This is a genomic window from Streptomyces sp. NPDC101227 (assembly GCF_044767545.1).
In the GTDB taxonomy this organism is placed as follows: Bacteria; Actinomycetota; Actinomycetes; order Streptomycetales; family Streptomycetaceae; genus Streptomyces.
Genome location: NZ_JBIWOD010000011.1, coordinates 89,968 through 102,753, shown reverse-complemented (window position 1 = coordinate 102,753; position 12,786 = coordinate 89,968). Strand labels below are relative to the sequence as shown.

At 70.9% G+C, this 12,786-nt stretch carries 12 protein-coding genes; 9 read left to right on the top strand and 3 right to left on the bottom strand.

The genetic code is table 11. The features are described 5' to 3' along the window. Positions 1-4 precede the first annotated feature (4 nt). A complete protein-coding gene (locus ACIRPT_RS25180) occupies positions 5-652 on the bottom strand; it encodes a potassium channel family protein (RefSeq protein ID WP_403504683.1) in 648 nt (215 codons plus the stop codon). A gap of 61 nt (positions 653-713) precedes the next feature. Here ACIRPT_RS25180 and ACIRPT_RS25175 point away from each other — a divergent pair, with 61 nt between their 5' ends. The 3 genes from ACIRPT_RS25175 (at position 714) to ACIRPT_RS25165 (ending at position 3,365) form a co-directional block, all read left to right on the top strand. Next, positions 714-1,271, top strand: coding sequence for an HIT family protein (locus ACIRPT_RS25175; RefSeq protein WP_403504686.1), 558 nt, complete (start codon positions 714-716; stop codon positions 1,269-1,271). Positions 1,272-1,362: 91 nt separating this feature from the next. Next, positions 1,363-2,160: a polysaccharide deacetylase family protein gene (locus ACIRPT_RS25170; RefSeq protein WP_403830798.1), complete on the top strand. Its 798-nt coding sequence runs from the start codon at positions 1,363-1,365 to the stop codon at positions 2,158-2,160. Beyond that, positions 2,160-3,365: a YncE family protein gene (locus ACIRPT_RS25165; protein ID WP_403830796.1), complete on the top strand. Its 1,206-nt coding sequence runs from the start codon at positions 2,160-2,162 to the stop codon at positions 3,363-3,365. Before ACIRPT_RS25170 ends, ACIRPT_RS25165 begins: the two co-directional genes overlap by 1 nt. Before the next feature lie 30 nt (positions 3,366-3,395). On the opposite strand, the gene ACIRPT_RS25160 is transcribed toward ACIRPT_RS25165, so the two are convergent. Together ACIRPT_RS25160 and ACIRPT_RS25155 are read right to left on the bottom strand one after the other, a co-directional pair. Continuing rightward, on the bottom strand, positions 3,396-5,051 hold the full coding sequence (locus ACIRPT_RS25160) for a hypothetical protein (RefSeq protein WP_403830794.1): 1,656 nt from the start codon (positions 5,049-5,051) through the stop codon (positions 3,396-3,398). Between the two features lie 155 nt (positions 5,052-5,206). Then, positions 5,207-7,405: an elongation factor G-like protein EF-G2 gene (locus ACIRPT_RS25155; protein ID WP_403830791.1), complete on the bottom strand. Its 2,199-nt coding sequence runs from the start codon at positions 7,403-7,405 to the stop codon at positions 5,207-5,209. Positions 7,406-7,669: 264 nt separating this feature from the next. Between ACIRPT_RS25155 and pgsA the strand changes: the two genes are divergently transcribed. The 6 genes from pgsA (at position 7,670) to pdxT (ending at position 12,780) form a co-directional block, all read left to right on the top strand. Beyond that, positions 7,670-8,326, top strand: coding sequence for a phosphatidylinositol phosphate synthase (pgsA, locus tag ACIRPT_RS25150; protein ID WP_403504701.1), 657 nt, complete (start codon positions 7,670-7,672; stop codon positions 8,324-8,326). After that, positions 8,323-9,261 (top strand): phosphatidylinositol mannoside acyltransferase, encoded by a 939-nt coding sequence (locus ACIRPT_RS25145; protein WP_403830789.1) that lies wholly within the window; start codon positions 8,323-8,325, stop codon positions 9,259-9,261. Before pgsA ends, ACIRPT_RS25145 begins: the two co-directional genes overlap by 4 nt. Beyond that, the gene (locus ACIRPT_RS25140; protein ID WP_403830786.1) at positions 9,258-10,418 is read left to right on the top strand and encodes a glycosyltransferase family 4 protein; all 1,161 of its coding nucleotides are present in this window, start codon (positions 9,258-9,260) and stop codon (positions 10,416-10,418) included. Before ACIRPT_RS25145 ends, ACIRPT_RS25140 begins: the two co-directional genes overlap by 4 nt. Positions 10,419-10,459: 41 nt before the next feature. Then, positions 10,460-11,005, top strand: coding sequence for a hypothetical protein (locus ACIRPT_RS25135; protein ID WP_403504710.1), 546 nt, complete (start codon positions 10,460-10,462; stop codon positions 11,003-11,005). A gap of 223 nt (positions 11,006-11,228) precedes the next feature. Beyond that, a complete protein-coding gene (gene pdxS, locus ACIRPT_RS25130) occupies positions 11,229-12,140 on the top strand; it encodes a pyridoxal 5'-phosphate synthase lyase subunit PdxS (protein WP_030067142.1) in 912 nt (303 codons plus the stop codon). 49 nt (positions 12,141-12,189) lie between these two features. Further along, a complete protein-coding gene (pdxT, locus tag ACIRPT_RS25125; RefSeq protein ID WP_403504712.1) occupies positions 12,190-12,780 on the top strand; it encodes a pyridoxal 5'-phosphate synthase glutaminase subunit PdxT in 591 nt (196 codons plus the stop codon). Positions 12,781-12,786: the final 6 nt, after the last annotated feature.

Sequence of the window (12,786 nt, the reverse complement as noted above, 5' to 3'; positions counted from 1 at the left end):
CTTCTCATGCCTCGCCGTCCTGGCGGAAGCGCCGCAGCAGCCAGGAGGAGAAGGAGCCGACCACCGCTCCGACCAGCGCGACCCCGACGAACATCAGCCCCGTCCCCGTCACCCGGCCGCGTGCGGTGACGGGCGTGGCGTCCCCGTAGCCCGTGGTCGTCAGGGTCGAGGCCGCCCACCACACCGCGTCGCCGAAGGTGCGGATGTCGGCGTGCGGGGCGTCGCGCTCGTCGTGGTAGACGGCCAGCGCGGCGGCGAATCCCAGCAGCAGCGAGGTCAGCCCGGCGTACGTCATCACGCGCGTCTCCAGGGCGAGCCGTGGATGGTCCCGGCGCCGCTGCATCCGCTCGTGCATATCGACGATCCGCAGCGGCCGCAGCAGCGGCAGTACGGTCACGATCAGGTCCAGCCAGCGGGTGCGCACAAAGCGCTTCCGGTCCGGGCTGTACGCAAGCCGCGCGAGGTACTCCGCCGCGAAAACGCCCCAGCTCACGGCCGTGACGGTCACCCAGAAGGCGTGCCAGCCGGGGGAGAGGCCGGGGATCAGCACCCGGACCGCGTAGGAGGTCAGGAAGAGGAGGGAGGCGACGAAGAGATACGGCTCGGCGTTCTTCTCCCACTCCTGAAGTCGCGCTTCCCTGTCCACCGGCACAGCATCGCGGAGCCCGCCGTGAGGTGCGCCCCAACGACACGCTGTCAAAGGGCGACGCAATATGCTGGCCCGTATGACAAGCGAGCCGGAACAGCAGATCGGAGTCGGGACGCAGGACGCCTTTCAGCGCCTGTGGACGCCCCACCGGATGGCCTACATCCAGGGCGAGAACAAGCCGAGCGGCCCGGGGGCCGACGACGGCTGCCCGTTCTGCACGATCCCCGCGAAGTCCGACGAGGACGGTCTGGTGATCGCGCGCGGCGAGCGGGTCTATGCGGTGCTGAATCTGTATCCGTACAACGGCGGGCACCTGATGGTGGTCCCGTTCCGGCATGTCGCGGACTACACCGAGCTGGACGGCCCGGAGACCCTGGAGCTCGCGGAGTTCACGAAGCGCGCGATGACCGCGCTGCGGACCGCGTCCGGGGCGCACGGCTTCAACATCGGGATGAACCAGGGAACCGTCGCCGGAGCCGGGATCGCGGCGCATCTCCACCAGCACGTCGTGCCGCGCTGGGGCGGCGACACCAACTTCATGCCGGTGGTCGGCCACACCAAGGTGCTGCCCCAACTCCTCGCGGACACCCGGGCGATGCTCGCGGGGGCCTGGCCCGCGTGAGCGCCGGGCCGGCGGTTGCCTCAGGCGACACGCACCCGGATAAATCAGGCAGATAACCTCAAATTCGGATAGTTGCCACTGTAATGGTGTGGTGACCTTTCTCGCTCGTCGCTCCGTGCTGCGCGCGGCCACCGCGGCCGCGGCCGCCGGTGCGTTCGCCTCGGGCTGTGCCCGGGCCCGTCCGGACGCCACGGCCGTACGGGTCTCCACGCCCCCGCACCCCGCCGGGACGAGCGCGCCCGGCCCAGCGCCCGCGCACGCCGCCCGGCCGCCGACCCGGGTGCCCGGCCAGCCCGTGCAGATCGCGCACGGGCCGCGGGACGGCCGGGCGGTCGCGCTGACCTTCCACGGCAGGGGCGACCCCAAGCTGGCCACCGCCCTGCTGGGCGAGGCCGAGCGGGCCGGCGCCCGGGTGACCGTGCTCGCCGTCGGCGACTGGCTGGACGAGCAGCCCGCGATGGCCCGCCGGATCCTCGACGGCGGCCATGAGCTGGGCAATCACACGATGCATCACCGCAATATCTGCGCCCTGCCCGAGGACGCCGCATACGCCGAGATCAGCCGGTGCGCCGACCGGCTGCGGCGGCTGACTGGCAGCATCGGCAGCTGGTTCCGGCCCTCGCAGGCCCGGCGGGCCACGGATCTGGTGACCCGGCTGGCCCGTCAGGCCGGCTATCCGCACGTGCTGTCCTACGACGTGGATTCCCTCGACTCCGACGACCCCGGTGCCGCGGCCGTCCGGCGCACGGTCCTGGAACGGGTCGGGCCGGGCTCGGTCGTGAGCCTCCATCTCGGGCACGCCGGCACCGTGGCCGCGCTGCCCCCGATCCTCGACGGACTGAGCCGCCGCGGGCTGCGCGCGGTGACGACAACGGAGCTAGTGACCTGATGGCTGACCGGAACCGTACCCCCGTCCGCAGATCCCCCCGCCCCGGCCGCCGGGCCGCGCTGCTCGCCGTGGCGTGCGCGCTGGTGGCGGCGGGCTGCTCCGGCGGCGGCGAGACCAAGGCCGCCAAGGAGAGCCCGCGCCCCGCGAAGCCGTCCGAGGCCAAGGCCGTCCGGCCGGGCCTGCCCGGGATGCCGCCGCTGATGGACGAGGGCGACCTCTACGCCGCGGACCGGCCCAACAAGCTGGCGCGGCAGGTGCGGGACTTCCCCTCGCGGGTGTACGTGCCCAACACCGGATCCGATTCGGTCAGCGTCATCGACCCGAAGACGTACAAGGTGATCGAGACGATCCCGGTCGGTGTGCAGCCGCAGCACGTGGTGCCGTCGTGGGACATGAAGACGCTCTGGGTCAACAACAACCGGGGGCACGACCTCACCCCGATCGACCCCGCCACGGGCGAGGCGGGAAAGCCCGTCAAGGTCCACGATCCCTACAACCTCTACTTCACGCCCAACGGGAAGTACGCGGTCGTGATGGCCTCGATGGACCGGCAGCTGGTCTTCCGGGACCCGCACAGCATGGAGATCCGCAAGACCCTGCCGGTGAGCTGCGCGGGCGTCAATCACGCCGACTTCTCGCCGGACGGGCGGTACTTCATCGTCTCCTGTGAGTTCTCCGGCGAACTGCTCAAGGTCGACACCGAGAAGATGAAGGTCATCGGGCAGGAGAAGCTGCCCTTCGAGGGCGCGATGCCGCAGGATGTGAAGATCTCCCCCGACGGCAAGACCTGGTACATCGCCGACATGATGGCCGACGGGGTATGGGTCCTGGACGGGGACCGCTTCACCAGGCCGCGGCTGCTGCCCACGGGCAAGGGCACCCACGGCCTCTACGTCAGCCGCGACTCGAAGAAGATGTACATCTCCAACCGGGGCGAGGGATCCATCTCGCTGCTCGACTTCAAGACCGGCGACCTGGTCGACAAATGGCACATCCCCGGCGGCGGCAGCCCGGACATGGGCGGGGTCTCGGCGGACGGCAAGGTGCTGTGGCTGTCCGGGCGCTACAACTCCGAGGTCTATGCGCTGGACACCCGTACCGGCAAGACGCTCGCAAAGATCCCCGTGGGCCAGGGCCCCCACGGGCTGGCGGTGTATCCGCAGCCGGGGCGGTACTCCCTGGGCCACACGGGGATCTTCCGCTAGGAGCGGCGTCCTGTCCGCGCCCTGCGCGGTCTAGGCGTTGTACTCGTCGGCGTTCTTCGGCTCCGCGCTCTGGACCATGCCGCTCAGCGCCAGCGAGCGGTTGTCGAAGCGCTCGGTGTCCACGCCGTTCTCCTTCAGGACGCTCATGGCGGCGGAGTGCACGACGCGCAGCACCGGCGTCGCGGCGCGCAGCGCGTCGTCGGCCATGAAGCGGTGCCGCCAGGGCTTGTCGGCCCAGACATGGCGCAGACCGAACGGCTCGGGGAGGGTGAGCTTGCCGCCGAGGAAGTCCAGGAGCGGCGGGAACCACGTGAGCGGGGCGCGGGCGGCGAGGCGGACGACCTCGTCGGTGTCGATCAGCGGGAGCGTGATCTTCTTGGTCTCCCAGAACCGGACGGTCTTCGCGACGTCCTTGGTCTTGGGCTCCGGCTTGCTCGTGAAGAGGCCGTGTACCGGGCCGAGGGCGTGGCCCGTCACCTCGATGCGCAGCGTCTCGTGCAGGACCGTGACGGTGATCATCAGCGTGAGCACCAACTGGCCGTCCCACAGGACGAACTGCACGCCCAGATAGTGGCGGTTGCCGGCGCCGAACTGCTGCTCGTTGCAGATGCGCTCTATCTCGTGCCCGCGGATCTGGAACGCATCGGTGTCCGTACCGTCCGGGCGGGAGACCGAGCCGGCCTTCTCGCCGACCGGCGAGACGATCCAGTGGCGTACGGAGGGGGCCGGGAAGCCGCCGGTGTGCAGCGGGGAGCGCTCCAGCAGGCGCAGCCGGTCGTGGATCACCCGGACGACGTCCCAGCTGCGGAAGGGGTGGATCTCCACGCCCTCCTGGGCCGGCCGCAGCTCCTCGGCGAGCTGCCAGCTGCCCCAGCGCGTGCCCATGCCGAGTATGCCCTTGGGGCCGGCGTAGAAGACGACGTTGCTCTGCTGCTCCGCGGTGACTTTGGCGAGATTCTGCCGGAGGGTCTCGGCGGCGGTCTGGTTCGGGTCCTGCGGCACCGCCTCGGGAATCTTCGCGGCCACGCCGCCGCCGTCGAGCAGCCCCTTCCAGGCCTCCCGCATCGTCACCGCGGCGCCCTCACAGATCTGCTTGGCCCACCACCAGCCGACCACCGGGGCGATGATCATGGCGCGGGCGTACAGCGGCCACAGGCCGTTCCACGGCAGCTTGACCATGAAGAACACGGCGACGCCCGCCAGCACCACCAGCAGCGCCCCGCCGAGCAGCGAGACGCCGCCGCCCTCGCCGTCCTTGGAGAGCATCTTCTTGATCTGGAAGGCGCCCAGCCACAGCAGCACGCCGGGCAGGAACAGCAGCCCGAAGAGCACCATGATCACCGTCAGCTTGGCGTCCCGCTGCTTGCGCAGCCGCGTGGCGGACAGGCAGTGCTCGACGATCGTCTGCGGCTCCGTCCCGAAGGACTGGATGAGGGCCTTGCGGCCGCCGCCGAGCATCCGGACCTGTACGGCGCGCGCGAACGCCTCGCCGAGGTTGGGCGCGAACAGCGACAGCTTCGGCTTCTTGATCTCGGACTTGCCGGAATCGGAGTCGGCGTCGGAGATCTTGGAGAGGTTGCAGTCGCGATAGGCGGCCGAGGCCAGGGCCTGGGTCGCCGCCGTCTGCCCGGCGCCGCCGGCGATCGGCACCTGCGCCCCCGGGCTGAAGTCAAAGCCGTCTGCCACTACCGCCCCCATCACCGCGCGCATCCGATGATGCGGCTCTTTCCCGACTACCGCTCACGGCACACCCCTGCCGAGCCGGTGACCTCCGCATCTCAGCGTACAGCCGCCGTCCAGACCAAGGGAGTTGAGCCGGACGGCGGCTGAGGCACCGTTGACTATGCGCCGTTCCGGGCCTCCTCCCGTACCTTGTCGGCGAGCTGCGGCGGCATCGGCTCATGCCGCACGTAGACGCGGGTGAAGCGGCCGGTGCCGTGGGACAGGGAGCGCAGATCGACGGCGTACCGGCCGAGCTCGATCTCGGGGACCTCGGCGCGCACGAGGGTGCGGCCGGCCCCGGACTGCTCGGTGCCCACCACCCGGCCGCGGCGCCCGGACAGATCGCTCATGGCGGGGCCGACGAAGTCGTCCGGAATCAGTACGGTCACCTCGGCGACCGGCTCCAGCAGATCGATCCGGGCGTCGGCGGCGGCCTCCCGCAGCGCCAGCGCGCCGGCCTTCTGGAAGGCGGCGTCCGAGGAGTCGACGGAGTGCGCCTTGCCGTCGAGGAGGGTGACGCGGATGTCGACGAGCGGATGCCCGGCGACGACCCCGCGCGCGGCCTGGGCGCGTACGCCCTTCTCCACGGACGGGATGAACTGGCGGGGCACCGAGCCGCCCACCACCTTGTCGACGAACTCGATGCCGGAGCCGCCCGGCAGCGGTTCGACCGTGATCTCGCAGATCGCGAACTGGCCGTGGCCGCCGGACTGTTTGACGTGGCGGCCGCGCCCGGACGCGGCGGCGCCGAAGGTCTCCCGCAGCGCCACCTTGTGCGGGACCGTGTCGACCTGGACGCCGTAGCGGGAGCGCAGCCGCTCCAGCGCCACATCGACATGCGCCTCGCCCAGGCACCACAGCACCATCTGATGGGTGTCCGGATGGTGTTCGAGGCGCAGCGTCGGGTCCTCCGCCACCAGGCGGGCCAGGCCCAGCGAGAGCTTGTCCTCGTCGGCCTTGCTGTGTGCCTCGATGGCGATCGGGAGCAGTGGATCCGGCATCGTCCAGGGCTCCATCAGGAGCGGCGAGTCCTTGGCGGAGAGGGTGTCGCCGGTCTCGGCGCGGGTCAGCTTCGCCACGCACGCCAGATCGCCGGCGATCGCCTGCGGCAGCGGGCGCTGCTGTTTGCCGAAGGGCGCGGTCAGCGCGCCGATCCGCTCGTCGACGTCATGGTCCTCGTGCCCGCGGTCCTCCAGGCCGTGCCCGGAGACATGCACCGTCTCGTCCGGGCGCAGCGTGCCGGAGAAGACCCGTACCAGCGAGACCCGTCCGACGTACGGGTCGGAGGAGGTCTTGACCACCTCGGCCGCGAGCGGTCCGTCGGGATCGCAGGTCAGCGCCGGCCAGGGGGAGCCGTCGGTGCCGGTCACGGCCGGTGCCTCACGCTCCGCGGGGGTGGGGAAGCCGCCGGTGATCAGCTCCAGCAGCTCGACGGTGCCCAGGCCCTGCTTGGCGCCGTTGCCGGAGGGGGCCGCGGCCAGTACGGGATGGAAGGTGCCCCGGGCGACCGCCGTCTCCAGATCCCCGGTGAGCGTCTTGATGTCGATCTCCTCGCCGGCGAGGTAGCGGTCCATCAGGGACTCGTCCTCGCTCTCGGCGATGATCCCCTCGATGAGACGGTTACGGGCCTTCTCGATCAGCGGGAGCTCCTCGGCCGTCGGCGCGCGCTCGGTGCGCTCGCCGGAGGAGTGGTCGAAGACCCGCTGGGAGAGCAGGCCGATCAGGCCTTCCACGGGGGCGTGGCCGTCGGCGCCCGGGGTGCCGTACAGCGGGAGGTACAGCGGCAGTACGGCGTCCGGGTCCTCGCCGCCGAAGGTGTCGCGGCACAGCCGGGTCATCTCGTCGAAGTCGGAGCGGGCGGCCTCGAGGTGGGTGACGACCAGGGCCCGCGGCATACCGACCGCCGCGCATTCGTCCCAGACCATCCGGGTCGCGCCGGCCACCCCGTCCGCGGCCGAAACGACGAAGAGGGCCGCGTCCGCTGCCCGCAGACCGGCCCTCAACTCCCCGACGAAATCGGCGTATCCGGGGGTATCCAGGAGATTGATTTTGATGCCGCCCCAGTCCACCGGGACCAGGGAGAGCTGTACGGAACGCTGCTGGCGGTGCTCGATCTCGTCGTAATCGGACAGGCACCCGCCGTCCTCGACCCGGCCCGCACGGTTGACCGCGCCGGATGCCAGCGCGAGGGCCTCGACCAGGGTGGTCTTTCCCGAACCGCTGTGGCCGACCAGCACCACATTCCGCAGGGCGGTGGGCCGGTCGGCCGTGGGTGCCCTTCCGGCGGCTCCCGGGTGTGTACTCGACTTCTCGCTCATGTGTCTCGCCTCCAGGTCGACACTTTGCGGTGATTCGAGCTTTCCACCGAGGCCACCATGCGTCCATACATGGCACAACGGGCGATCCCGGATCTTGCGGCCTATCATGCGCGCGCGGGCGCCCCGAGGCGCACGCCGATGGCCGTGCGCCGTGCGTTGCACCCGGCGCCGCGATGCGTTCGTGGTGGCCGGTGGCCGCCTGGCTACGATGGGCCAGCCGGTGGCCCCTTGACCGCGCGGCCCGTATCGACCTCCGGGAAGGCCATGCTGAACAAGTACGCGCGTGCTTTCTTCACGCGTGTTCTCACACCGTTCGCCGCCCTGCTCATCCGCTTGGGGGTCAGCCCGGACGCGGTCACCCTCGTCGGGACCGGCGGCGTGGTGGCCGGCGCCTTGATCTTCTACCCGGAGGGCGGGTTCTTCTGGGGCACGGTGGTCATCACCCTGTTCGTCTTCTCCGACCTGGTCGACGGCAATATGGCGCGGCAGCTGGGCCGCTCCAGCCGCTGGGGCGCCTTCCTCGACTCCACCCTCGACCGGGTCGCCGACTCGGCGATCTTCGGCGGGCTGGCCCTCTGGTACGCCGGGGGCGGCGATGACCTGGTGCTCTGCGCGATCGCGATCTTCTGCCTCGCCAGCGGCCAGGTGGTCTCGTACACCAAGGCACGCGGCGAGGCCATCGGGCTGCCGGTGAACGTCAACGGCCTCGTCGAGCGCGCCGAACGGCTGGTCATCACGCTCGTGGCCTGCGGCCTGTCCGGTCTGCACGCCTTCGGTGTGCCGGGCGTCGAGATCCTGCTGCCGATCGCGCTGTGGATCGTCGCCATCGGCAGCGCCGTCACCCTCGGCCAGCGCGTGGTGACGGTACGCCGCGAGTCGGCCGAGGCCGACGCCGTCGCACAAGGGGGGAACGGCGCATGACGAACGCCACCGACAAGCTCACCGACGCCCTTTACGGCCTGGGCTGGAGCGCCGTCAAGAAGTTGCCCGAAGGCGTCGCCGTACGGCTCGGGCACCGCATCGCCGACACCGCCTGGAAGCGCCGCGGCAAGGGCGTCCTCCGTCTGGAGGCGAACCTCGCCCGAGTCGTCCCCGACGCCTCACCGCAGCGCCTGGCCGCCCTCTCCCGGGCCGGTATGCGCTCGTACATGCGCTACTGGATGGAGTCCTTCCGCCTGCCGTCCTGGAGCAAGGACCGCATAAGGAACGGCTTCGACCCCGAGGACGTGCACCACCTCGTGGACGGCCTCGCGAGCGACCGCGGCGTCATCCTGGCCCTGCCCCACATGGGCAACTACGACCTCGCCGGCGTCTGGGTCACCACCAAACTCAACACCCCCTTCACCACCGTCGCCGAGCGCCTCAAGCCCGAATCCCTCTACGACCGCTTCGTCGCCTACCGCGAGGGCCTGGGCATGGAGGTGCTGCCGCACACGGGCGGCGCCGCCTTCGGCACCCTCGCCCGCCGGCTCCGGGCCGGCGGCCTCGTCTGTCTCGTCGCCGACCGCGATCTGTCCAGCTCCGGCATACCGGTCAAGTTCTTCGGCGAGGCGACGAAGATGCCGGCCGGCCCCGCGATGCTCGCCGTACAGACCGGCGCGATGCTGCTGCCGGTCACCCTCTGGTACGACGAGGGCCCCGTCATGCGCGGCCGCGTCCACCCGGAGATCGAGGTCCCCGAGACCGGTACCCGTACCGAAAAGGCCGCCCAGATGACCCAGGCGCTCGCCGACGCCTTCGCCTCCGGCATCGCCGACCACCCCGAGGACTGGCATATGCTCCAGCGTCTTTGGCTCGCCGACCTGGAGCCGCGCGAGACGCCCGCCGCACCGGCCTCCGGAACGGAGACCGCATGAAGATCGGCATCGTCTGCCCGTACGCCTGGGACGTCCCCGGCGGCGTCCAGTTCCACATCCGCGACCTGGCCGAGCACCTGATCCGCCTGGGCCACGAGGTCTCCGTCCTGGCTCCCGCCGACGACGAAACCCCGCTGCCCCCGTACGTCGTCTCCGCCGGCCGCGCCGTCCCGGTCCCCTACAACGGCTCGGTCGCCCGACTCAACTTCGGCTTCCTCTCCGCCGCCCGGGTCCGGCGCTGGCTCCAGAACGGCGCCTTCGACGTCATCCACATCCACGAACCGGCCTCCCCCTCGCTCGGCCTGCTCTCCTGCTGGGCGGCCCAGGGCCCGATCGTGGCGACGTTCCACACCTCCAACCCGCGCTCCCGGGCCATGATCGCCGCGTACCCGATCCTGCAGCCCGCACTGGAGAAGATCAGCGCCCGGATCGCGGTCAGCGAATACGCCCGCCGCACCCTCGTCGAACACCTCGGCGGCGACGCGGTGGTCATCCCCAACGGCGTCGACGTCGACTTCTTCGCCCGCGCCGAACCCAAGCCCGCTTGGCAGGGGAAGACCCTCGGCTTCATCGGCCGCATCGACGAGCCCCGCAAGGGCCTGCCCGTCCTGATCAAGGCGCTCCCCGCCATCCTCGCCAAGGTGCCGGACGCCCGCCTCCTGGTGGCGGGCCGGGGCGACGAGGAAGAGGCCGTCGCGGCCCTGCCCCCCGAAATGCGCTCCCGCGTCGAATTCCTCGGCATGGTCACCGACGAGGACAAGGCCCGCCTGCTGAGCAGCGTCGACCTCTATGTCGCCCCCAACACCGGCGGCGAGTCCTTCGGCATCATCCTCGTGGAGGCCCTGTCGGCCGGCGCCCCCGTCCTGGCCAGCGACCTGGACGCGTTCGCCCAGGTCCTCGACCAGGGTGCGGCCGGCGAACTGTTCGCCAACGAGGACGCGGACGCCCTCGCCACCGCCGCCGTACGCCTCCTCAACGACCCGGAGAGACTGGCCGAACTCCGCGACCGCGGCATCAAGCACGTACGCCGCTTCGACTGGTCGACGGTCGGCGCCGACATCCTGGCCGTCTACGAAACGGTGACCGCGGGCGCCGCCTCGGTGGCCACGGACGAGCGGGTGGGACTGAGGGCGCGGTGGGGCCTGGCCAGGGACTGAAACGGCAGGCGGGCCGCCACGTACGGGTAACGTGACGGCCCGTGACCACCCTGATCTGGATCGCCGTCGCGATCGTCCTCATCGGTATCTACCTGAGCTGGACGGCCGGCCGCCTCGACCGCCTGCACGCCCGCATCGACGCGGCCAAGGCGGCCCTCGACGCCCAGCTGCTCCGGCGCGCCTCGGTCGCCCAGGAGGTGGGAACCTCGGGCGTCCTCGACCCCGCCGCCTCGATCGTCCTCTACCAGGCCGCCCACGAGGCCCGCCAGGCCGAGGACGACCACCGCGAGGTCGCGGAGAGCGAGCTCAGCCAGGCACTCCGCGCCATCTTCGCCGAGGACGCCCAGCTGGAGGCCGTACGGGAGGCCCCCGGCGGCGAGCAGACGGTCGCCGAACTCACCGCGGCCGTGCGCCGCGTCCCGATGGCCCGCCGTTTCCACAACGACGCGGTCCGGGCCGCACGGGCGGTCCGCCGCCACCGCCTCGTCCGCTACCTCCGGCTCGCCGGCCATGCGCCGTTCCCGCTGGCCTTCGAGATGGACGACGAACCGCCGGCGATCCTGGACGACCGCTCGGCGGGCGGCTGACAATGGGAGCACCGGAGGCGGAGCGGGCCGCACAGGGAAGCGGAGGCAGGAGAGGGCCACACGCGGCGGCGGCCACCAACAACGGCTCGCAGCCACACCACATCCGGCCACGCAACTCCAGGCCGTAACGAGCCACCGACCTTGAATTGGCCCTTTCCCTCGCCCCCACACAAACGGTTGTGTGGCCAGCACGCATAACCACCCGCAAAGAGTGAGGTCAACCGTGTCCAGCACGCCCACCACGCCCCAGAACCCCGAGACCGGAACCGCGCGCGTCAAGCGCGGAATGGCCGAGCAGCTCAAGGGCGGCGTGATCATGGACGTCGTCACGCCGGAAGAGGCGAAGATCGCCGAGGACGCGGGCGCCGTCGCCGTCATGGCCCTGGAGCGGGTGCCCGCCGACATCCGCAAGGACGGCGGCGTGGCCCGTATGTCGGACCCCGACATGATCGACGGCATCATCGACGCCGTCTCCATCCCGGTCATGGCCAAGTCCCGGATCGGCCACTTCGTCGAGGCCCAGGTCCTGCAGTCGCTCGGCGTCGACTACATCGACGAGTCCGAGGTCCTGACCCCGGCCGACGAGGTCAACCACTCCGACAAGTGGGCCTTCACCACCCCCTTCGTCTGCGGTGCCACCAACCTGGGCGAGGCCCTGCGCCGCATCGCCGAGGGCGCCGCCATGATCCGCTCCAAGGGCGAGGCCGGCACCGGCAACGTCGTCGAGGCGGTCCGTCACCTGCGCCAGATCAAGGGCGAGATCGCCAAGCTGCGCGGCTGTGACAACAACGAGCTGTACGCCGCCGCCAAGGAGCTGCGTGCCCCGTTCGAGCTGGTCAAGGAGGTCGCCGAGCTCGGCAAGCTGCCGGTCGTGCTGTTCTCCGCCGGCGGTGTGGCCACCCCCGCCGACGCCGCGCTGATGCGCCAGCTCGGCGCCGAGGGCGTCTTCGTCGGCTCCGGCATCTTCAAGTCCGGTGACCCCGCCAAGCGCGCCGCCGCGATCGTGAAGGCCACCACCTTCTACGACGACCCCAAGGTCATCGCGGACGTCTCCCGCAACCTGGGCGAGGCCATGGTCGGCATCAACTGCGACACCCTCCCCGAGGCCGAGCGTTACGCCAACCGCGGCTGGTAAGCACGTACGAACAGACGGCGCACGTAGGAAAAAGGACGTAAGAACACAGATGAGCACCCTCACCATCGGTGTGCTGGCCCTCCAGGGCGACGTCCGCGAGCACGTCAAGGCGCTCGCGGACGCCGGTGCCCAGGCGCGGCCGGTGCGCCGCCCCGAGGAGCTGGCGGAGATCGACGGCCTGGTCATACCGGGCGGCGAGTCCACCACCATGTCCAAGCTGGCCATCGTCTTCGGCATGCTCGAGCCGCTGCGCGCGTTCGTGAAGGCCGGGAAGCCGGTCTACGGCACCTGCGCCGGCATGATCATGGTCGCGGACAAGCTGCTGGACGCGCGGGAGGACCAGGAGACGTTCGGCGGCGTCGACATGATCGTGCGCCGTAACGCCTTCGGGCGGCAGAACGAGTCCTTCGAGGCGGCCATCGACGTGGCCGGCATCCCCGGCGGACCGGTCGAGGGCGTCTTCATCCGGGCGCCCTGGGTCGAGTCGGTCGGCGCCGCGGTCGAGGTCCTGGCTACGTACAACGGGCACACTGTGGCCGTGCGGCAGGGTAACGTCCTCGCCACGTCCTTCCACCCGGAGCTCACCGGCGACCACCGCGTCCACGCCCTGTTCGTGGAGATGGTGCGTCACGCCGTGTGACACGGC

What these genes read in the sequence shown, in the direction of transcription:
- ACIRPT_RS25175 (WP_403504686.1), top strand. Translation starts at nt 714, where the DNA reads ATGCTGGCCCGTATGACAAGCGAGCCGGAACAGCAGATCGGAGTCGGG.
- ACIRPT_RS25165 (WP_403830796.1), top strand. Translation starts at nt 2,160, where the DNA reads ATGGCTGACCGGAACCGTACCCCCGTCCGCAGATCCCCCCGCCCCGGC.
- ACIRPT_RS25155 (WP_403830791.1), bottom strand. Translation starts at nt 7,405, where the DNA reads ATGAGCGAGAAGTCGAGTACACACCCGGGAGCCGCCGGAAGGGCACCC.
- pgsA (WP_403504701.1), top strand. Translation starts at nt 7,670, where the DNA reads ATGCTGAACAAGTACGCGCGTGCTTTCTTCACGCGTGTTCTCACACCG.
- ACIRPT_RS25145 (WP_403830789.1), top strand. Translation starts at nt 8,323, where the DNA reads ATGACGAACGCCACCGACAAGCTCACCGACGCCCTTTACGGCCTGGGC.
- ACIRPT_RS25140 (WP_403830786.1), top strand. Translation starts at nt 9,258, where the DNA reads ATGAAGATCGGCATCGTCTGCCCGTACGCCTGGGACGTCCCCGGCGGC.
- pdxT (WP_403504712.1), top strand. Translation starts at nt 12,190, where the DNA reads ATGAGCACCCTCACCATCGGTGTGCTGGCCCTCCAGGGCGACGTCCGC.